Consider the following 18685-nt stretch of genomic DNA (forward strand, 5'->3'; position numbering starts at 1 on the left):
GATTATTTCAGATCGAACAGTGGCTTGCCAGTCATCTCTTCAGGAATCTCCATACCGGTTAATGCCAGCATAGTCGGTGCCAGGTCAGAGAGCTTACCGCCTTCTTTCAAGCTTACCGGCTGACTCCCCACATACATCAGCGGGACAGGCAGGTTGGTGTGTGCCGTATACGCACCGCCGGTCTCTTCGTTGACCATCATCTCAGCGTTACCATGGTCGGCCGTGATCAGCATCTGACCATCGACTTCTTTGATGGCTTCCAAGACACGGCCGATGCAGTGATCGACGGCTTCGCAGGCCTGTACTGCAGCGTCATACACCCCAGTGTGGCCAACCATGTCGCCGTTTGGATAGTTACAGATGATCATATCGAACTTACCAGACTTAATCGCATCAACGAGCTTGTCGGTCAGCTCTTCTGAACTCATTTCTGGTTGCAGATCATAGGTAGCTACTTTCGGTGAGGCGACCAAGGCACGCTCTTCGCCTTCAAACACGGTCTCGATACCGCCGTTGAAGAAGAAAGTCACGTGTGCGTACTTCTCGGTTTCAGAGATACGCAGCTGAGTTTTACCATTTTTTGATAGCCACTCGCCAAGCGTGTTGGAGAGGCTTTCAGGTGGGAAGGCCACCGTGGTATCGATGTCGGCTGCATATTCTGTCAGCATCACAAAGTCAGACAGTTCCGCGTATTTTTTACGCGCAAAGCCATCGAAATCCGGCATAAAGGCGCGCGTCATTTGACGAGCACGGTCGGCACGGAAATTCATGAAAACAACCGCATCGCCATCGTTAATGGTCGCTTTGTTGTCACCGTCACGGTAAATTTCTGTTGGGGCGACAAATTCATCATTTTCTTCACGTGCGTAAGCCGCTTCCAAGCCTTCTACAGCGCTGGTCGCAGTGAATTCGCCTTGCGCTTGGGTGAGCAAATCATAAGCGCGCTCGACACGGTCCCAGTTGTTGTCACGGTCCATGGCGTAGTAGCGACCAACCAGTGATGCGGTACGGCCTTTACCCAGCTTTTCAAACAGGGCATCGAAGCGCTCTAGCGATGCTTTTGCACTGCGTGGCGGCGTATCACGGCCATCCAGGAAGCAGTGTAGATAAATCTGATCGGCACCGCGCTCTGCGGCCAGTTCAACCATGGCGGCAATATGATCTTCATGGCTGTGTACACCGCCAGGCGACATCAGACCCATAATATGCACGGCTTTGCCCTTATCAACGGCTTTATCAACGGCGGCCGTCAGTGCTGGGGTTTGGTTAAACTCACCGTCCGCAATGGATTTGCCAATGCGGGTCAAGTCTTGGTAAACCACGCGACCTGCGCCGATGTTGACATGGCCAACTTCTGAGTTACCCATTTGCCCATCAGGCAGACCCACATCGAAACCGGACGCTGAAATCAGTGTGCTGTTCTCGGCCATGAGGCTGTCGATCACAGGGGTGTTGGCGTTGGTAATCGCGTTATCGCTTTGTGGGTCGCGATAACCCCAGCCATCGAGAATCACCAGTGCAAGTGGTTTTTTCGCAGACATGTTACGTCCTCTTAATTCAAGCAAAAGACTGACATTGGATGCCAATGACATTGGATGTCATGGAGCAACCACTGAGGCATGGAGCCAGATGCATGGCTAGCTTCAGGGCTCAGTGTGTGCGTAATTTTACAACATTTTACGGGCTGATATGTAGGCTAAGATCAATTATCCCAGCTGACAAGTTAACCAGCAAGCCTTGGTTCACTTGCCTTCGACCCTTGACTCCCCTCATTATGGCGAAGATCGCCGCTGTGCGCGAATGGCTTGGCTCGATTTCTGCGATTGATGAAACCTTCTTTCTTTTCAAGTTATTGAGCGGAAGGTGAAAACGCGGGGACGTGCGTATGAGTGAGCAAACGCGCGATTTCGTCTCGGCAGGCTGTAAAACCATGGCGAGCAGGTTATACTCGACACCATTTTCACCCCTTGATGGACTCTCGCCCTCGGCGAGACAAGCAAGCAGTATAGAGCAAAGGTTATGCAGGAATATATTGATTTTGTCTCCAATAACATGATTCTCACCCTTGTCTGGGTAGGCTTGGCGGCCGCTTTACTGATGTCGCTGATTAAACAAAAAACGGCTGCCTATAAAGTGGTAGGCCCTAATGACGCGGCGATCCTTAACAACCGAGAAAATGGGGTGTTCGTCGACATTCGTGGCCATGATGATTTTCGCGCCGGCCACATCACGGGGGCGATTAATGTGTTGCCGAGTGAAATCAAATCACAGTCGTTTGGTGAGCTTGAAAAACACAAAAATGACCCCATCATTGTGGTATGCAAAACCGGTCAAACGGCGGCAGACAGTGCCAATCAACTGGCAAAAGCAGGCTTCGAGTCCGTTTATATTCTTAAAGACGGTTTGACCTCTTGGAACGATGCCAAAATGCCGCTGGTCCGTGCCAAAAGCGGTAAGGGCAAGAGCAAAAAGAAAAAGTGATCCTTCACTCAATTCTCGAGCGACCGCATGACGCGGTGGCTCGCATTTTTTAATGTGCCAGGCGCATTTGCAATTTTTTAAATAAGGACGAACCATCATGGCTGAAGCCGAAAACAACCAACAAGCCGAGCAAAATTTTGCCATTCAACGCGTTTTTCTCAAGGACGTGTCTTTTGAAGCGCCAAACTCGCCAGAAGTGTTCCAACAAGATTGGGCGCCAGACGTTAACCTTGATTTGGACACGCAAAGCCGCGAGTTGGGTGAAGGCATCTATGAAGTGATCTTGCGTTTGACCGTGACGGTGAAAAACCAAGAAAGTAATGCCTTCCTTTGTGAAGTGCAGCAAGGTGGTATTTTCTCTGTGTCAGGCATGGAATCGCCTCAATTGGCACATTGCCTGGGCGCTTTCTGTCCTAACATTCTCTTCCCTTATGCGCGTGAAACGATTTCGAGCTTGGTCGTTAAAGGGACCTTCCCGCAACTGAACCTGGCACCGGTTAACTTTGATGCCTTGTTCATGAACTACCTGCAGCAGCAGGCGGGCGAAACATCTAGCGAAGAAGACGCGCAAGCGTAAGGTGTGATGATGACAGATCTTGCTCCCACTCAAGATGCGGCCATTACGGTACTGGGCGCCGGCTCTTACGGGACGGCGCTGGCAATCTCGTTGGCCAGAAATGGTGCCAACGTGGTGTTATGGGGGCACGATCCGAGTCATATCGCACAGCTGGAAATTGATCGCGCTAACCAAGCGTTTCTTCCCGATGTGGCGTTTCCAGACTCATTAGTGCTCTGTGCGGATCTATCTGTTGCGGTCAATGCCAGTCGCGATTTGCTTGTGGTCGTCCCCAGCCATGTATTTGGTGATGTACTGAGCCAAGTGCGCCCTCACTTACGGGCCGACTCTCGTGTGTGTTGGGCGACTAAAGGCCTAGAGCCGGAAACCGGTCGTTTATTGCAAGACGTGGCACGTGAACAATTGAGCGACGATATACCGCTCGCGGTGTTATCGGGGCCTACGTTTGCTAAAGAACTTGCCGCGGGCATGCCTACCGCGATTTCGGTGGCCTCGCCTGACGCAGAGTTCGTGAGTGATTTACAAGAAACCATTCATTGCCAACATAGCTTCCGTGTGTACGGCAATCATGATTTTATCGGCATGCAACTTGGCGGCGCGGTGAAAAATGTGATTGCCATTGGCGCAGGGATTTCCGATGGCATTGGCTTTGGCGCCAACGCACGGACGGCCTTGATCACGCGGGGCTTGGCGGAAATGACCCGGCTAGGTGAAGCGCTGGGTGCGTCCCGTGATACCTTTATGGGGATGGCGGGGTTGGGAGATTTGGTGTTGACGTGCACCGATAACCAGTCGCGTAACCGTCGCTTTGGCCTGGCATTAGGCCAGGGTGAGGATGTGCAAGGTGCCCAAGACAACATCGGCCAAGTGGTCGAGGGGTATCGCAACACCAAAGAAGTATGGGCACTGGCCCAGCGCGCGGGCGTCGAGATGCCTATTGTGGAGCAGATTTATCAAGTGCTCTATCAAGGTAAATTGGCCCATCATGCCGCGCGCGATTTGCTGGCACGAGACAAGAAGTCCGAATAACAGCAAAATCGAAGAGATTAACGCGCGGGGTGAGAACCGCGCGTTTTTTTTATACACTGGCGTGAGGCGGTGTTGTCGCCTGAGTGGTAGATCATTTGGGATAAGGATGAAGGCAGTGAATCAGGCAAAAAAACAATGCCAACAAGATCGTGTCTGGCAAGCAGTGAAAAAAGAAGCGCGTGAGCATTCAGAGCGTGAGCCGATGTTGGCGAGTTTTTACCATGCCACCATTATTAAGCACGACAATTTAGCCAGTGCGCTTAGCTATATTCTCGCCAATAAGCTTTCCACGCCCTCGATGCCCTCAATGGCGGTGCGAGAGGTGATAGAAGAAGTGTATGCCAATGATGCTTGCGTGGCGGAATCAGCTGCGTGCGATATTTGTGCCACCGTTGAACGTGATCCTGCCGTTGAGTTGTATTCAACGCCACTTTTGTACCTAAAGGGCTTTCATGCATTACAAGGTTTTCGGGTTGCGAACTGGCTATGGCGTCAAGGACGAAAAGAACTCGCGACCTATCTGCAAAACCAAATCTCGGTGACCAGTCAAGTGGATGTTCATCCCGCTGCCTGTATAGGTCGTGGCATTATGTTTGATCATGCAACGGGTATCGTGATCGGTGAAACGGCCGTTATCGAGGACAATGTGTCTATTCTGCAAGATGTGACCTTGGGCGGGACAGGCAAAGAGGGCGGCGATCGCCATCCGAAGATCCGCACTGGGGTGATGATTGGTGCAGGGGCAAAAATACTGGGTAATATTGATATCGGTGAAGGCGCGAAAATTGGCTCCTGCTCTGTGGTGCTTAACCCTGTTCCACCTCACACCACGGTGGCAGGCGTGCCGGCCAAGATTGTGGGTCGACCCAGCTCGCACATGCCATCGCTGGATATGGATCAAGAATTTAATGGCTCGCACAAGACATTTATCTCGGGAGATGGGATCTAATGCGGCTTGCACAAGCGCGGCTTGCACAAGCGCGGCTTGCATAAGTGCGGCTTGCACCCAAGCTATCTCAGAATAAAAAACGGAGCCGTGGGCTCCGTTTTTAGCAATAGATAAAAGCTTCGCCGCGAGTTAGAACAGCTTTTCGGCAACTTCGTACAAGTCGTCGCGGAATGGGCGCTTCATGTTTTCAATCGCGTCAACGATGTCATGATGCACCATTTTGTCATTCTGAATACCGACACAACGGCCACCTTCACCTTGTTGCAGAAGGTCAACGGCGTAAGCGCCCATGCGCGAGGCAAGAATGCGGTCAAAGGCACCGGGTTGGCCGCCACGTTGAATATGGCCAAGAATGGTCGCGCGTGTTTCGCGGCCGGTTTCGCTCTCGATGAACTTCGCGAGTTCATTGGCGTCGGTCATCAGCTCAGTGATCGCGATGATCGCGTGCTTCTTACCTTTGTAGATGCCTTCTTTCACTTTGGCGAGAAGCTTGTCTTTATCCAACCCAATCTCTGGGGTGATGATGTATTCACAGCCACCAGCAATCGACGCCATCAGGGTCAGATCGCCGCAATGACGGCCCATGACTTCAACAATAGAGATACGCTGGTGAGAAGACGAGGTGTCGCGCAGGCGGTCAATGGCGTCAATCACCGTGTTCATCGCCGTCATATAGCCGATGGTGTAGTCCGTCCCCGCAACATCATTATCAATGGTGCCCGGCAGGCCAATACAGGGGTAACCCATTTCGGTCAGTTTCTTTGCCCCCATGAATGAGCCGTCACCACCAATGACGACCAAGGCGTCGATGCCGTGCATTTTCAGGTTCTGAATCGCTTGCTCACGCACTTTCTCGTCGGCAAATTCAGGAAAACGCGCTGAACCTAGGAAGGTGCCGCCGCGGTTAATCACGTCAGAAACGCTTGTGCGATTGAGGCGCTCAATGCGGTTTTGATGCAGGCCGAGAAAACCATCATAAATACCATATACTTCTAAGCCTTCGCTGAGCGCGCTGCGAACCACACCGCGAATCGCTGCGTTCATACCTGGCGCATCACCGCCACTGGTCAAAACACCAATTTTTCTAACCATGGTTACCCTCTAACTGTTCGTCACTTAATTCGTGCCGATTGCGGTAATGGCAACCTGCTTGCCCCAGTGAACCCGCAATGACGATCGCTTAAACTGTAATTTTCCTACTTCTGTAATAGTATTACAATTGCTATAGAAAAAAAGTTGATACATGTCAGCCCGATGAGCTTTTGTTCATGCCGCCCTTCACGCTTTTGCCTCCTTTGGCACCACGGATTTGGGGTCTTGATGGATGATCACATCTGCCCCGGGAAAGGCGACGAGCAATCTATCTTCCACTTCATCGGCAATAGTATGTGCATCCACTAAGGGTAGCTCGTCATCAAGCTCTATGTGTAATTGGATAAACTTTGTCATGCCCGCCTGACGAGTGCGCAGTTGATGAATGCCATGCACCCCTACCACTGAGCTCGAGAGCACCGCTATTTTTTCTTGCTCTTCAAGCGGTAACTGCCTATCGAGCAGTGATTGGATGGCCTCGTAAGCCATTTTAAGTGCTTGCGATAAAATAAACAGGCTGATGGCAATCGCAAACCAGGCATCGGCCTGTGTCCAGCCGTACCAACTCAGTCCAAGGGCAATAATGATCGCGACATTCATTAACAAATCAGATTGATAGTGAAGGGCATCGGCGGCGATGGCGGGACTGGCGGTTTTGCGGATCACCCATTTTTGAAACAGCACCAAGCCGAAGGTGATCACGGTAGCGCCGACGCTGACCATAATGCCAAGTTCAGGGGCGGCAATCGGTACGGGCTTGAACAAACGTTCGAGTCCACTGAGCAGCAAGAAGGAGGCGGAGCCAATAATGAAGGTGGATTGCGCCAAGGCGGCCAATGATTCCGCTTTACCATGACCAAAGCTGTGTTCACTGTCCGCGGGCTGAACCGCGTAGCGCACCACGAGTAAGTTGGTGAGCGAGGCGAGCAAATCGAGCAATGAGTCAACAAACGAGGCCAGCACACTGACCGAGCCGGTGAGCCACCACGCGATGAGTTTGGCTAATAGGAGGAGGGTCGCCACACAGGTGGCTGCCCACGCCGCGGCTTCGACCCAAAAGGCATACTTTTTTGTCATACAGAGGGCAGTCGGTTAATCAACACTGCCCTCAAGTATATATGCCATTGACGGCAAACGTATGACACGGCGCAGGTTTAGCGCCAACAGTCACCTTTTTGACCCGGTTGGCGATGCTCCCCTTTACCTCGGTGACCGTGACCGCGTTGCGCCCGCCTTTCCATCATCGCATCAAAAAAGGCGCTTTGTTGCTCAGCGGTCAGCACTTGTAACATCGCATGCTGATGGCGGGCGTGCTTAACGCGACGCTCAAGATTTGGCTGTGGTTGAGACGCCAAGAGATCGCGCACTGCCGCTTCATCGAACGTCTGTTGGGTGAGTAAAGCATGCATGTTGGCATGGAAATCGTCTCGTGCCTGTTGACGCTGGGCACGATAGTCATCACGAAGCGCTTGAATTTGCGCTTTTTGCTCATCAGTTAAATCCAGGTCGCGCCACAGACTGCGATCCATGCCAGCGCCGACATGTGGAGCCGCTAAAGTCGGAAGGGTAATGGCTGCGAGCGCTAAACCTATCGTGATACGTTTCATCATCTTTCTCCTGAATGGAATGTTTACCCTGTTAGCCTACGTGTTGGGATGTAAAGTGACGTTATTGGGTGTAAAGATGGGTAAAGTCACGCATGTGTGTGAGCCGCTATGATAAAAATACACCCTGTTCGGTGTCACAAACACGCCACCTTGGAAGTGAGTGTAAAAGCATGTATCAGGTTTTAATCATCGATGATGACACAGCGTTAACGGACCTTCTCAGCGAGCTGCTGTCCTTGGAGGGGTTTTCGGTGCGCTGCGCGGATAACGGCCAAGTGGGTTTGGAGATGGCGAATGCGTCACCGCCCGATATCATTTTGCTGGATGTGATGATGCCTGTGCTCAACGGGATGGAAACCTTGCGTCAGCTACGCGCGACCTCAAACGTGGCGATTTTGATGCTCACTGCGCGAGGTGAGGAAGTGGATCGTGTGATGGGGCTAGAATTAGGCGCGGACGACTATTTGGCTAAACCCTTTAGTGATCGTGAACTGCTTGCCCGAATGCGAGCGATTTTACGGCGGACGCAGGGAGAGGGTGTCGAGCCGACGCAATCGGACGAGGAACCTGTCCTCGCCCATCATGACGTGCGGGTCTACCCACGCCGGCTGGAAACCCTCTGTCAAGACAGACCCGTGGAGCTAACGGGGATGGAAACCGAAATGCTCGCCTGTTTACTTCATCACCCAGGCGAAGTGGTGAGCAAAGCCTTGCTTAGCGAACAAGTGCTCGGTAAACGCTTAATGCCGTTTGATCGGGCAGTCGATGTACACATTTCCAATCTGCGCAAAAAACTGCCTGAGCGCCTTGATGGCAAGCCAAGGATCAAGACCTTGAGAGGTAAGGGTTACTTATGGGTCGATTAGCGACGTGGCGACAACGAGCTGGGGCACGTTGGGCGCAGGTGCCTTTTCTCGGCAGCTTATACGGTCGGGTTTTTATTATTTTCTGGCTTACGTTGCTGGTGGTATTAGCCGCGGTGATGTGGGCGCAGCGTGGTGATCCGCGTAGCCTGCATGCGATCCCATCCCCAGAAAAGGCGCGCATACAAGCTCAGATTGAGAAATTGATGGCCGTCGCGCAAGGTCGCGATATACCGCTTTCCGTGTTGGTTGCACGGCAAAATCAACATCATGGACACCGTCGCACTCCCTACAAGCTCTACTGGGTGCCTGACAGCGCACCGCTCGACTCGCTTCCTCGCGAGTTGCGCCACTTTATGTCACGGACGTCAGACACTGCCGAGCCCATGCAACGCCTCTATCATCGTCACATGCTGGCAGGGCCATTTCCGATTGTGACTTCACGTGAAGCAGGCCGTTTTTACCACGCCAGACGCTGGCAGCCTAGGCTGCCCTTTGTCCTCAAAATATTGGAAAAACCGGAGCATCTATTGGGTGTGACCATGTTGGTGAGCACGCCTTTATTATTGTGGTTAGCGTATACTTTAACGCGCCCTGCTCGGCGCTTTCAGGCGGCAAGTCAACGGGTGGCGCACGGTGAATTGGTGACCGATCCTGATCTTGAGCGAGGTCCGCGGGAGTTTCGCGACGCAGGGCGGGGGTTTAACCAAATGGTCACCGCGCTTAATCAGATGGTGACCGGACAGCAGCAATTGGTCTCAGATATTTCCCATGAGTTACGTTCGCCACTCACCCGTCTGCAGATGGCGCGTGCCTTGGCGGTACGTGAGCTGGGGGACAGCGAGGCGTTAGCGCGGATTGAGCAAGAGGCGAGCCAACTAGAGGCGTTGATCAGCGAGTTACTGACCTTGTCACGTTTACAATCCCAAGGCCATCTCGAGCGAGAAAGAATCAGTGCCGATGCCTTGTGGCAAACAGTGATAGAGGATGCCCAATTTGAAGCAGGCCAACAAGGTAAGCAGGTCACCAGCAATGGGATCCCAGATGCCATGCTGACCGTTAATGTGCGCCTGGCGCGTAGTGCTTTAGATAACGTATTACGCAATGCCATTCACTATGCCGACCAACAAATTCGCATCACCATGGAACGAGACGAGGGACAGCTCTGCCTCTCCATTGACGATGATGGACCTGGGGTGCCAGACTGCATGTTAAAAGACATTTTTCGCCCGTTTTATCGGGTATCGGCCGCGCGTGATCGCCAAAGTGGCGGCTCAGGACTTGGGCTGGCGATTACCGCACAAGCCATTCAACAGCACGGTGGGCAGGTTAACGCGGCCAATCGCCCACAAGGTGGACTGGCGGTGTGTTTATATTGGCCATGTAGTTAATATTGCGCAATCGACAAGCGGTTGCGACAATACCGCCTTTGCTGGATTTTGCAGGTCACTGCCATGTTTGATATTGCGCTCTATGAGCCTGAAATTGCACCGAATACGGGCAATATTATTCGTCTGTGTGCTAATTGCGGCGCGCACTTACATCTGATTGAGCCTTTAGGCTTTGATCTTGACGAAAAGAAAGTCCGTCGCGCGGGGTTGGATTATCACGATCTGGCGCGTGTGACGCGTCATCAGGACTATGCGGCGTTTGCAAAAGCAATGGCTGGCCGACGGATCTTTGCGTGTACCACCAAAGCAACCCAATTTCATACTCAGGCGCAATTCCAAGCGGGTGATGTGTTGCTATTTGGCCCCGAAACCCGAGGGTTACCCGATGCGCTGATCCAAGCGTTACCCGACGCGCAGCGGTTACGCATTCCGATGCAGCCAGAGGCACGCAGCCTTAACCTTTCTAACGCCGTGGCGATTATTGGGTATGAAGCGTGGCGGCAGTTTGGTTTTAATGGCGCGCAATAAAAAACGCCCCCAGCGATGGCTGAGGGCGTGGATCTTTTTTGTCTTCGGCGCGTAATTTACGCGTTTTTCGCCTCAGCCGCGGCTTTGGCAATCGCTGCAAAGCCAGCGGCGTCAAGTGCGGCACCGCCAACTAGCGCGCCGTCGATATCCGGCATTGCAAATAGTTCAGCCGCGTTGCCTGCTTTCACAGAGCCGCCGTACTGAATCACCACTTTGCTTGCGACATCTTCACTGTAAGATGCAATGTGCTTGCGGATTGCAGCATGGATATCTTGTGCTTGCTGCGCGGTTGCCGCTTTACCCGTACCGATAGCCCAGATAGGCTCGTAAGCGATCACGGCATCGTTCAAGGCTTCAACACCTTGTGATTGGATCACTGCATCCAGTTGGCGAGCACAAACGGCCAGCGTTTCACCCGCTTCATTCTGTGCGTCTGACTCACCAATGCATAAGACAGGCGTGAGGCCATTTTCTTTCAAGAAAGCAAATTTCTTTGCCACAAACTCGTCAGACTCTTGATGGTATTCACGACGCTCTGAGTGGCCGATAATGATGTGCGTGGCACCAAAGTCTTTCAGCATGTCTGCAGAGATATCACCGGTGAATGCGCCGCTGTTATTGATGTCTACGTTTTGCGCACCGAGTTTAATGGCGCTGTCAGCCAGCAGTTGCTCGGCTTGTGCCAAATACATCACCGGTGGTGCAACGGCAACGTCGACGCCTTCAACATTTTGTAGTTCGGCGTTCAGGCCGTTAAGCAGTTCAGTGACCATGGCTTTGCTGCCATTGAGTTTCCAGTTACCCATTACCAATGGACGGCGCATAGGAATTCCTCCGCGGTTTAGTTGATTTGAAGTCAAAAGATGTAAAGAAGGTAGTCTATTGTAGCGCGGCCTTCTCTGTTTAAAATCATAGAATGGCGAGAATGCTTTCGTTTTTACCCGTTTTAGGCGTAAAAGGGAACCTTAAGGTAGTAAATTTTCATCACAATGGCGGTGAGAGACGGACGAAAGTGTGAGCCATGCGCTCGTGCAATACGCAACGTTTCGGCACTATGCAGGCTGACGATGATAATGGAGGGAGGTTTTATGCCCCATCTGGTGATGGAATACACAGACGCACTGGCAGAGCGTGTCAATATTGATCAACTGGTGGATGATCTTCATCGTGCCGCGATTGCGACGGGAAGCTTCGATCCCGAGGCCTTAAAATCACGCGCGGTGCCTTGCGGTGTGTGGCGTGTCGGGGCGCAGGCAGATCGTAGCGAGTTTGTTCATGTTGAATTTCGGTTACTCGCGGGACGCAGTGCCCAGCAAAAAGAAGCAATCAGTGACGCCCTAACAGCCCCTTTGCGTGAGCACGCCGGCCATGTCAGCAGTCTTACGGTAGAAGTCCGTGATATGGACACCAGCAGCTACCGTAAGTGGGTGGGCGACAAGCAAGCGATGTAAACCTAGCTTGGACGCTCGGGCGCATCGGCTGTCGCTTTTCTGGCGGCTTGGCCGACGCGAAAGTCCATAATGTCTGCTTGATGACTGCGCAACTCTTCCGGGGCCGTAAAGGCGGTGGCAAAGCGTGAGTACTGGCGCGTGAGTGCCTGGAACAACATCATGTTAACGTGAAGCGGGTTTTTACCATGGTCAATCATTCGATTGATGTGGCTTAACATCGCGTGGAGTTGAGGCTGGGTGGCATATGAGGCATTAGCGATAACATCTTCACTCATTGTCAGTCTCAGCGCTTCTAATGCATGCGGGTCTGACTCAGCCAGTGCCGCCAATTCGTCGAAAGAGGGTAGGGTCTTCATCGCTTACTCCTTACACGCCGCCGATCATCTGATCGTGTTACCAAAGCGTTAATCTAACTATGAGCCGGGGGCTGGAGGGGATCAAATAAGCGGTGTCTGGCTATATTGACGGCCTGAATGGAGATGCAGACGGAGGCGGGGGCAATCGACTGAATCCGAATTGGTTTTTGTGGTTAATTCTCGTCGATAAAAATGCCCTGCTTTACCGTATGCGTGTCAGCAAAGCAGGGGAGCGGCTTACCAGTAGTGCTCGGTGGTGACGTTGCCTGGCTTACGGCGCAGGTTTTTGCTGAGTCCTTTGCCTTCCAAGAGTGTTTTCACTTCTTTGACCATGGCGGGGTTGCCACACAGCATCACTTGGCTGTGTTCAGGCGTGAGGGGCAGACCAACCACCCGTTCGAGTAGTCCATCCTCAAGTGCGTGGGTCACACGCCCAGAGAGCGCACCCGCGGTCGGCTCACGACTGACAAATGGCTGCACCACTAGTTGGTCAGGGTATTGCTCTTGCAGCGCGTTAATGCGTGCTTGGTAGGTTAAATCGGCCGCGAAGCGTACCGCATGCACCAGTATCACTTTACGAAAACGTGACCACAGATCGCCTTGTTCCATCAGTGAGATGTAAGGGCCGATTGCCGTCCCAGTGGCAAACATCCAAAGGTGTTGGCCTTGTGGCACTTCATCGAGGGTAAAGTAGCCGGCCGGATCTTGCGTGATCATCACGCTGTCGCCTGGCTCGAGTGCATGGAGGCGGGGTGACATTATCCCGTCGGCGACACGCGTGGCATAGACTTCTAAGTATTTACTTTGTGGAGGATTCACGAACGAGTAGGCACGCTGGATCAACTTACCATCGATCTCCATGCCGAGTTTTGTGAATTGGCCTGCCTTAAACGGCTCGACAGGGGCGGATAACACCAGGCTGAAGAGATCCTTTGTCCAATGTTGGTTCTCCACTACCTCAGCCTTGATCCAAGTGGCCATATTACCTCCTCACGTCTTCTCTCCAATACGATATGTGCAGCGGCGCTGTCCAGAGACGATATGCTCTTCGCGTTCGACCCGGTAGGCCTCACCGAGTAGGTGGCGGAATAACTGGATTTCTGAGCGGCATAATGCCGGACAGGACTTCGCTGCATGACAGATAGGGCAGTGATGTTCAATCAGTATATAGTCGGTGCCGTCTTGATGAAGCTCGGCCATATATCCCTCGCTCTCTCTAAGATACGCCAAGGTTCGCAATTTAGCCTCTAAATTATCGCAATCTTTGAGCGCGTCTTGATATTGGGCAAAGGTGGCGGCTTCACGTTGAGCAATGACTTTTGCAACACCTTGCTCGCCAAACACGTCTTGCACGGAATCGATAAGGGTAATCGATAAATCATGGTGGCTGTCGGCAAAGCGGCGGTGACCATGGGCGGTTAGGGACCAATGACGAGAAGGTCTGCCCACTTTGGCGCGGATATCCTCAAAGTCGACCAAGCCATCGCGCTCTAAGCTTTGCAAATGTTGACGTACGCCCATGGTGGTCATGCCAAGCTCATCAGCCAAGGCTTTCGCACTTACGCTGCCTTCGCGTTTGATGGTGTGTAGAATGCGGTCAGTGGACTTCATGATTCGATTTCGATTACCCCAATCGTGTCGTCGCAAATAAATAAAGTAAACTATTTATAAAAGGGTAATCGAAATCGACGGGCTTGACCAGTCAAGGGCCGTATTCACGGCCACTGAGGTTACAGGATGTGCGGTTTGATCGCCGCATCTTTGCGGCTTAAATAATGGGTCGAGCGGATCCGACGAATGGTGCGGCACTGTCCGCGTACCACCAAGGTTTCAGTGGTGGCTAAATCCCCGTGTCGGGTAATGCCATCGAGCAGATCGCCTTTAGTGATCCCGGTCGCCGCAAATACCACATTATCACTGCTGGCCATGTCTGATAGCGTTAACACCTGATGAGCGGCAATCCCCATTTGCGTGCATCGTGTCATTTCTTGTTCACCGAGCAAGCGGTTGTCTGGGGTATCCCCTTTCACGTCGTGGCGTGGTAGCAATCGCCCTTGCATATCGCCGCCCAGCGCCCGGATCACGGCTGCGGACACCACGCCTTCTGGTGCACCGCCAATGCCAACCATCACATCCACTTCACTTTCAGGCATACAGGTCAGAATGGAGGCCGCCACATCCCCATCGGGAAACGCAAAGACGCGGATCCCTTTCGCCTGCATGGTGGCAATGATCTCATCATGGCGTGGCTTGGCCAAGGTGGCCACCACCAAGGTATCGAGTGTTTTATCCAGCGCCACCGCAATGCGCTCAAGGTTATCGATTAAAGGTTTACTGAGGTCAATCGCGCCTTTGGCGCCGGGGCCGACGACCAGTTTTTCCATGTACATATCAGGGGCTTTCAAAAAGCTGCCTTTCTCGCCGGCGGCGAGCACCGCGAGCGCGTTGGCTTGCCCCATAGCCGTCATTCGTGTGCCTTCTATCGGGTCAACGGCAATATCGACCGCATCGCCACCCAGCCCGACGTGTTCGCCAATGTAGAGCATCGGGGCATCATCGATTTCACCTTCCCCTATCACGATTTCACCGTCGATATCGGTGAGGTTAAGTAAGGTGCGCATTACTTCAACAGCCGCGCCATCGGCCGCGTTCTTGTCTCCTCGTCCCAGCCATTTGTACCCAGCCAATGCTGCGCCTTCGGTCACACGCGAGAAAGCCAATGCGAGATCACGTTTCATCAGTACTCCGGAAATGTCAGCCACATTAAGACAGGCCTTAGCCCAATTTGCGCGCAAGTCTACCAGAAAGAGAAAACGTTTGCGTTGGGTCAGGTCGGGTGTTTTTGCCGAATCTGAAACGGTGATGACAAAAGGCGCTGCATTTTTGCGCACTTGTACGCGGGCAGGTAGCGAGAACAGTGGCAGTCTGGTATCACCTGAGTACAATAAAGCCGGGGTGCACGTTCAGTTGCACGGGTTGCTGCACATTAGGCAGTAACGGGATCAATCGTCAGAAATAAGGTGGCCTTGATGTCATTGGAAGTATTAGAACAACTCGAAGCTAAAGTACAAATGGCGGTGGATACCATTTCGCTGCTACAAATGGAAATCGAAGAACTCAAAGAAAAGAACGGGTCACTCGAGCAAGATGCCGTCGCGGAAAAAGAGCGCCGTGAGCAGCTTGAGCAGGAAAACGCCAAACTGCGCGACGAGCAGCAAGCATGGCAAGATCGCATCCGGAGCTTGTTAGGTAAGATTGAGAACGTCGAATAAACAAAAACAGAGCCAATTGGCTCTGTTTTGCTATTCGGTGTCAGGCGACGAGTCAGTCGTCGTCTTCCGCCTCATCGATGTCCGCGTCTGCCATGGTCAGCGCATCAGGTGAAAGGATCACGCCGGTGGTGTCGGCATAAACATGATCATCAGGCAAGAAGGTAACGCCGCCAAAGTTCACTGGCACGTCCGTTTCACCGACACCTTGCTCGTCAGCCCCCACTGGAATTGAAGCCAGTGCTTGAATGCCGATATCGATTTCATCAATGGTATCGACATCACGGACACACCCATAAACAATCATGCCAGCCCAGTCGTTGTCAGCGGCAAGCTGCGCAATCTCGCCGTCAATAAGGGCGCGACGTAACGAACCGCCGCCATCAATCAGCATAATTCGCTGCTCGCCGTCTTGTTCGGCCATTTCACGAATTAACCCATTGTCCTCAAAGCATTTTACTGTGGTAATTTGGCCACCAAACGAGCTGCGGCCCCCATAAGAGCTAAACATTGGCTCCACGACATCCACGTGTTCGGGGTACATGTCGCATAGTTCCGAGGTATTATATTCCATAGTCTAACTTCTTGTTGAGGCAGAAAAAGGCTGGCAAGCTAGTGTTGCCAACATGGCAAGTCCAAGTATAACGAGCCCATAAGGGTTTGCAATGTTAAAGCGGACAATCTGTGGCCTGATTAGACTAACAGCATACCGGTCATAAACAGGCCATTGGTGATCAGTGCACAACGCACCATGGTTCCCATCATGGGACGCAGGGCGTTGGCATTGGTGGCTTGGTAAACGTCACGCCCATGGCGCACCAGTAAGGGCACACTGGCAAGGAACAACCAACCCAACCAGGCTTGCAAGGTGAGGGCGGCAAATAAGGAATAACACGCAACCGCCCCGGCCAGTAAAATCACATGATACTGACGTCCGCGCTCCGGGCCTAAACGCACCACTAAGGTATGCTTACCACACGCGCGATCGTTATCAATATCTCGTAAGTTATTGATATTGAGAACGCCGACCGCTAATAAGCCACAAGCCGTCGCGGGTAAAATGACCAAGGAATCAATGTGGCCGACCTGCAAATAATAAGTGCCTGCCACCCCGAGCCAACCAAAGAAGATCAGCACCGACACATCTCCTAAACCGCGATAGCCATACGGCTTGTTGCCCACGGTGTAGGTAATGGCCGCGACAATCGCCATCACACCGAGCAGCAAGAAACTAATAATGTCAGTCGGCTGTTGGCAGGCAATCGCAATCAGTGACCCACCACTGAGTAGGGTTAAACCAATATTAAGTATGAGCGCGCGGCGCATGGTGGTCAGGCTGACGTGGCCGGATTGGATCGCGCGCATGGGACCGATACGCGTCGCGTTATCCGTGCCTTTTATCGCATCACCATAGTCGTTCGCGAGGTTAGACAGGATCTGCAGCAATAAGGCAGTGACTAGCGCCATCAAGCTGATTGACCATGACAGGCTCCCTTGCGAGGCAGCGACCGCACTGCCGGACAAAATCGAGGTAACGGCCAGCGGTAGCGTTTTAGGTCGCGCCGCATCCAGCCATATCGCGAGAGTAGAAGGCCGCATAGCGATCCTCAAGACGAAAAAACGATGTCACCATTATTGCGCAAGCCAGGGGAGGAGTAACCCATTGTCGGCTGAAATCCGACTTGCTGTTGCGCTAGCTCAAATTTTGATGCAAAAAAGGGCAGCGTTTGCTGCCCTAGTATTGCGGTCTCGAGCTCGTTTAGAGGATGAAGCGACTCAAGTCTTCGTCATCAACCAACTCTTCGAGGTGGCGGCGGACATAATCCGCATCAACGGTGACACTTTGACCGGCGCGTTCGCTGGCGTCGTATGAGACCTCTTCAATCAAGCGTTCCATCAAGGTATGCAGGCGACGGGCGCCGATGTTTTCGGTTTTCTCGTTCACCCGCCACGCGGCAGAGGCCAGCTCATCAATACCACTTTCCTCAAACGCCAGATCAATCTCTTCGGTTTTTAGCAGTGCGGTATATTGCTGAGTGAGCGACGCATTTGGCTCGGTGAGGATCCGCTTAAAGTCATCGGTGGATAGCGCTTCAAGCTCAACACGGATGGGCAAGCGCCCTTGCAATTCCGGGATCAGATCAGACGGACGTGATACTTGGAAAGCGCCTGAGGCGATAAACAGAATATGATCGGTTTTGATCATACCGTGTTTGGTAGACACTGTGCTGCCTTCGACCAATGGCAAGAGATCGCGTTGCACCCCTTCGCGAGACACCTCGCCACCACTGGTGTTGCCTGACTTACAGATCTTATCGATTTCATCCACAAACACGATGCCGTTGTTCTCCACCATGTGGATGGCTTGCTCTTTAATTTCTTCTTGGTTAACCAGCTTGGCGGCTTCTTCCTCGGTCAGCGCTTTCATGGCGTCTTTGATTTTCATCTTACGCTTTTTGGTGCTGTTGCCACCGAGGTTTTGGAACATGCTTTGAAGCTGGTTGGTCATCTCTTCCATGCCTGGCGGCGACATGATTTCCACCCCCATTTGTGGGGCGGCGACATCGACTTCCACTTCTTTATCATCAAGCTGGCCTTCGCGTAATTTTTTACGGAAGCTTTGCCGTGTTGAAGAATCCTCTTGGCTGGCCTCATTTTGGCCCCATGCGTCGCGTGCGGGTGGCAGCAAGATATCGAGGATACGATCTTCAGCTTGTTCTTCAGCGCGGAATTTTACCTTTTCCATCGCTTGCTGCTGGGTCATATTCATCGCCACATCCGCCAGATCGCGAATAATGGTTTCCACCTCTTTCCCGACATAACCCACTTCGGTGAACTTGGTAGCTTCCACCTTGATAAAAGGCGCGTTGGCAAGGCGTGCTAACCGGCGAGCGATCTCCGTTTTACCCACACCGGTTGGACCAATCATCAAGATGTTTTTCGGGGTGACTTCCGCACGCAGCTCTTCGGCAAGCTGCATTCGGCGCCAGCGGTTTCGCAGTGCGATCGCCACCGCACGTTTGGCATTGTCTTGACCGATAATGTGACGGTCAAGCTCATGCACGATTTCGCGTGGAGTCATTTCAGACATC

Annotated in this window: 21 protein-coding genes; 9 read left to right on the plus strand and 12 right to left on the minus strand. The window is 52.6% G+C overall.

The genetic code is table 11. From position 1 onward, the window contains the following. Positions 1-2 precede the first annotated feature (2 nt). Positions 3-1541, minus strand: a complete 1539-nt coding sequence (gene gpmM, locus BZG20_RS04320; protein WP_046074712.1) for a 2,3-bisphosphoglycerate-independent phosphoglycerate mutase — start codon at positions 1539-1541, stop codon at positions 3-5. Between the two features lie 478 nt (positions 1542-2019). Here gpmM and BZG20_RS04330 point away from each other — a divergent pair, with 478 nt between their 5' ends. The 4 genes from BZG20_RS04330 to cysE all read left to right on the plus strand — a co-directional run bounded on the left by BZG20_RS04330 (position 2020) and on the right by cysE (position 5036). After that, positions 2020-2481: a rhodanese-like domain-containing protein gene (locus tag BZG20_RS04330; protein ID WP_046074714.1), complete on the plus strand. Its 462-nt coding sequence runs from the start codon at positions 2020-2022 to the stop codon at positions 2479-2481. 97 nt (positions 2482-2578) lie between these two features. Beyond that, entirely contained in the window at positions 2579-3058 is a 480-nt protein-coding gene (gene secB / locus BZG20_RS04335; RefSeq protein ID WP_046074715.1) for a protein-export chaperone SecB, read from the plus strand. A gap of 9 nt (positions 3059-3067) precedes the next feature. Continuing rightward, on the plus strand, positions 3068-4087 hold the full coding sequence (gene gpsA / locus BZG20_RS04340; RefSeq protein WP_077578239.1) for an NAD(P)H-dependent glycerol-3-phosphate dehydrogenase: 1020 nt from the start codon (positions 3068-3070) through the stop codon (positions 4085-4087). 115 nt (positions 4088-4202) lie between these two features. Beyond that, entirely contained in the window at positions 4203-5036 is an 834-nt protein-coding gene (gene cysE, locus BZG20_RS04345) for a serine O-acetyltransferase (RefSeq protein ID WP_231637427.1), read from the plus strand. A 129-nt stretch (positions 5037-5165) separates the two neighbouring features. Here cysE and pfkA read toward each other — a convergent pair whose 3' ends face one another. The 3 genes from pfkA to BZG20_RS04360 all read right to left on the minus strand — a co-directional run bounded on the left by pfkA (position 5166) and on the right by BZG20_RS04360 (position 7738). Continuing rightward, complete coding sequence (gene pfkA, locus BZG20_RS04350; protein ID WP_046074718.1) at positions 5166-6128, minus strand: 6-phosphofructokinase; 963 nt, start codon at positions 6126-6128, stop codon at positions 5166-5168. Between the two features lie 186 nt (positions 6129-6314). Continuing rightward, positions 6315-7205: a CDF family cation-efflux transporter FieF gene (gene fieF, locus BZG20_RS04355; protein ID WP_046074719.1), complete on the minus strand. Its 891-nt coding sequence runs from the start codon at positions 7203-7205 to the stop codon at positions 6315-6317. Between the two features lie 77 nt (positions 7206-7282). After that, positions 7283-7738, minus strand: a complete 456-nt coding sequence (locus tag BZG20_RS04360) for a Spy/CpxP family protein refolding chaperone (protein ID WP_077578240.1) — start codon at positions 7736-7738, stop codon at positions 7283-7285. A gap of 167 nt (positions 7739-7905) precedes the next feature. Between BZG20_RS04360 and BZG20_RS04365 the strand changes: the two genes are divergently transcribed. From BZG20_RS04365 to BZG20_RS04375, 3 genes are all read left to right on the plus strand, one after another. Then, positions 7906-8601, plus strand: coding sequence for a response regulator (locus tag BZG20_RS04365; protein ID WP_046074720.1), 696 nt, complete (start codon positions 7906-7908; stop codon positions 8599-8601). Continuing rightward, entirely contained in the window at positions 8589-9989 is a 1401-nt protein-coding gene (cpxA, locus tag BZG20_RS04370; RefSeq protein ID WP_077578241.1) for an envelope stress sensor histidine kinase CpxA, read from the plus strand. The genes BZG20_RS04365 and cpxA overlap by 13 nt, the downstream gene beginning before the upstream one ends. Positions 9990-10052: 63 nt before the next feature. Further along, the gene (locus tag BZG20_RS04375; RefSeq protein ID WP_046074722.1) at positions 10053-10517 is read left to right on the plus strand and encodes a tRNA (cytidine(34)-2'-O)-methyltransferase; all 465 of its coding nucleotides are present in this window, start codon (positions 10053-10055) and stop codon (positions 10515-10517) included. 56 nt (positions 10518-10573) lie between these two features. On the opposite strand, the gene tpiA is transcribed toward BZG20_RS04375, so the two are convergent. Next, positions 10574-11341: a triose-phosphate isomerase gene (gene tpiA / locus BZG20_RS04380; protein ID WP_046074723.1), complete on the minus strand. Its 768-nt coding sequence runs from the start codon at positions 11339-11341 to the stop codon at positions 10574-10576. 264 nt (positions 11342-11605) lie between these two features. Here tpiA and BZG20_RS04385 point away from each other — a divergent pair, with 264 nt between their 5' ends. Beyond that, positions 11606-11968, plus strand: a complete 363-nt coding sequence (locus BZG20_RS04385) for a 5-carboxymethyl-2-hydroxymuconate Delta-isomerase (protein ID WP_077578242.1) — start codon at positions 11606-11608, stop codon at positions 11966-11968. 2 nt (positions 11969-11970) lie between these two features. Here BZG20_RS04385 and BZG20_RS04390 read toward each other — a convergent pair whose 3' ends face one another. The 4 genes from BZG20_RS04390 to glpX all read right to left on the minus strand — a co-directional run bounded on the left by BZG20_RS04390 (position 11971) and on the right by glpX (position 15062). Then, a complete protein-coding gene (locus tag BZG20_RS04390; protein ID WP_077578243.1) occupies positions 11971-12324 on the minus strand; it encodes a DUF3135 domain-containing protein in 354 nt (117 codons plus the stop codon). A 237-nt stretch (positions 12325-12561) separates the two neighbouring features. Beyond that, positions 12562-13305 carry a ferredoxin--NADP reductase gene (locus tag BZG20_RS04395; RefSeq protein ID WP_046074726.1) on the minus strand — a complete coding sequence of 248 codons (744 nt, stop codon included), beginning with the start codon at positions 13303-13305 and terminating at the stop codon, positions 12562-12564. A gap of 9 nt (positions 13306-13314) precedes the next feature. Continuing rightward, positions 13315-13935 (minus strand): metalloregulator ArsR/SmtB family transcription factor, encoded by a 621-nt coding sequence (locus BZG20_RS04400; protein WP_046074727.1) that lies wholly within the window; start codon positions 13933-13935, stop codon positions 13315-13317. Positions 13936-14054: 119 nt separating this feature from the next. Then, positions 14055-15062 (minus strand): class II fructose-bisphosphatase, encoded by a 1008-nt coding sequence (glpX, locus tag BZG20_RS04405; protein WP_077578345.1) that lies wholly within the window; start codon positions 15060-15062, stop codon positions 14055-14057. Between the two features lie 291 nt (positions 15063-15353). Between glpX and zapB the strand changes: the two genes are divergently transcribed. After that, complete coding sequence (zapB, locus tag BZG20_RS04410; protein ID WP_046074728.1) at positions 15354-15596, plus strand: cell division protein ZapB; 243 nt, start codon at positions 15354-15356, stop codon at positions 15594-15596. Between the two features lie 52 nt (positions 15597-15648). Here the strand turns inward: zapB and rraA are convergent, their stop codons facing one another. The 3 genes from rraA to hslU form a co-directional block, all read right to left on the minus strand. Continuing rightward, positions 15649-16167: a ribonuclease E activity regulator RraA gene (rraA, locus tag BZG20_RS04415; protein ID WP_046074729.1), complete on the minus strand. Its 519-nt coding sequence runs from the start codon at positions 16165-16167 to the stop codon at positions 15649-15651. 119 nt (positions 16168-16286) lie between these two features. Next, positions 16287-17192, minus strand: coding sequence for a 1,4-dihydroxy-2-naphthoate polyprenyltransferase (locus BZG20_RS04420; RefSeq protein WP_077578244.1), 906 nt, complete (start codon positions 17190-17192; stop codon positions 16287-16289). A 160-nt stretch (positions 17193-17352) separates the two neighbouring features. Continuing rightward, positions 17353-18684, minus strand: a complete 1332-nt coding sequence (gene hslU / locus BZG20_RS04425) for an HslU--HslV peptidase ATPase subunit (protein WP_077578245.1) — start codon at positions 18682-18684, stop codon at positions 17353-17355. Position 18685: the final 1 nt, after the last annotated feature.

The sequence above is a fragment of the Salinivibrio sp. IB868 genome, from assembly GCF_001995655.1.
Taxonomy (GTDB): Bacteria; Pseudomonadota; Gammaproteobacteria; order Enterobacterales; family Vibrionaceae; genus Salinivibrio; species Salinivibrio siamensis.

Bases quoted from the DNA above. Each gene is read 5' to 3' on its own strand.
- gpmM (WP_046074712.1), bottom strand. From the start codon at position 1,541: ATGTCTGCGAAAAAACCACTTGCACTGGTGATTCTCGATGGCTGGGGT.
- BZG20_RS04330 (WP_046074714.1), top strand. From the start codon at position 2,020: ATGCAGGAATATATTGATTTTGTCTCCAATAACATGATTCTCACCCTT.
- secB (WP_046074715.1), top strand. From the start codon at position 2,579: ATGGCTGAAGCCGAAAACAACCAACAAGCCGAGCAAAATTTTGCCATT.
- gpsA (WP_077578239.1), top strand. From the start codon at position 3,068: ATGACAGATCTTGCTCCCACTCAAGATGCGGCCATTACGGTACTGGGC.
- pfkA (WP_046074718.1), bottom strand. From the start codon at position 6,128: ATGGTTAGAAAAATTGGTGTTTTGACCAGTGGCGGTGATGCGCCAGGT.
- fieF (WP_046074719.1), bottom strand. From the start codon at position 7,205: ATGACAAAAAAGTATGCCTTTTGGGTCGAAGCCGCGGCGTGGGCAGCC.
- BZG20_RS04360 (WP_077578240.1), bottom strand. From the start codon at position 7,738: ATGATGAAACGTATCACGATAGGTTTAGCGCTCGCAGCCATTACCCTT.
- BZG20_RS04365 (WP_046074720.1), top strand. From the start codon at position 7,906: ATGTATCAGGTTTTAATCATCGATGATGACACAGCGTTAACGGACCTT.
- cpxA (WP_077578241.1), top strand. From the start codon at position 8,589: ATGGGTCGATTAGCGACGTGGCGACAACGAGCTGGGGCACGTTGGGCG.
- BZG20_RS04375 (WP_046074722.1), top strand. From the start codon at position 10,053: ATGTTTGATATTGCGCTCTATGAGCCTGAAATTGCACCGAATACGGGC.
- tpiA (WP_046074723.1), bottom strand. From the start codon at position 11,341: ATGCGCCGTCCATTGGTAATGGGTAACTGGAAACTCAATGGCAGCAAA.
- BZG20_RS04385 (WP_077578242.1), top strand. From the start codon at position 11,606: ATGCCCCATCTGGTGATGGAATACACAGACGCACTGGCAGAGCGTGTC.
- BZG20_RS04390 (WP_077578243.1), bottom strand. From the start codon at position 12,324: ATGAAGACCCTACCCTCTTTCGACGAATTGGCGGCACTGGCTGAGTCA.
- BZG20_RS04395 (WP_046074726.1), bottom strand. From the start codon at position 13,305: ATGGCCACTTGGATCAAGGCTGAGGTAGTGGAGAACCAACATTGGACA.
- BZG20_RS04400 (WP_046074727.1), bottom strand. From the start codon at position 13,935: ATGAAGTCCACTGACCGCATTCTACACACCATCAAACGCGAAGGCAGC.
- glpX (WP_077578345.1), bottom strand. From the start codon at position 15,062: ATGAAACGTGATCTCGCATTGGCTTTCTCGCGTGTGACCGAAGGCGCA.
- zapB (WP_046074728.1), top strand. From the start codon at position 15,354: ATGTCATTGGAAGTATTAGAACAACTCGAAGCTAAAGTACAAATGGCG.
- rraA (WP_046074729.1), bottom strand. From the start codon at position 16,167: ATGGAATATAATACCTCGGAACTATGCGACATGTACCCCGAACACGTG.
- BZG20_RS04420 (WP_077578244.1), bottom strand. From the start codon at position 17,192: ATGCGGCCTTCTACTCTCGCGATATGGCTGGATGCGGCGCGACCTAAA.
- hslU (WP_077578245.1), bottom strand. From the start codon at position 18,684: ATGTCTGAAATGACTCCACGCGAAATCGTGCATGAGCTTGACCGTCAC.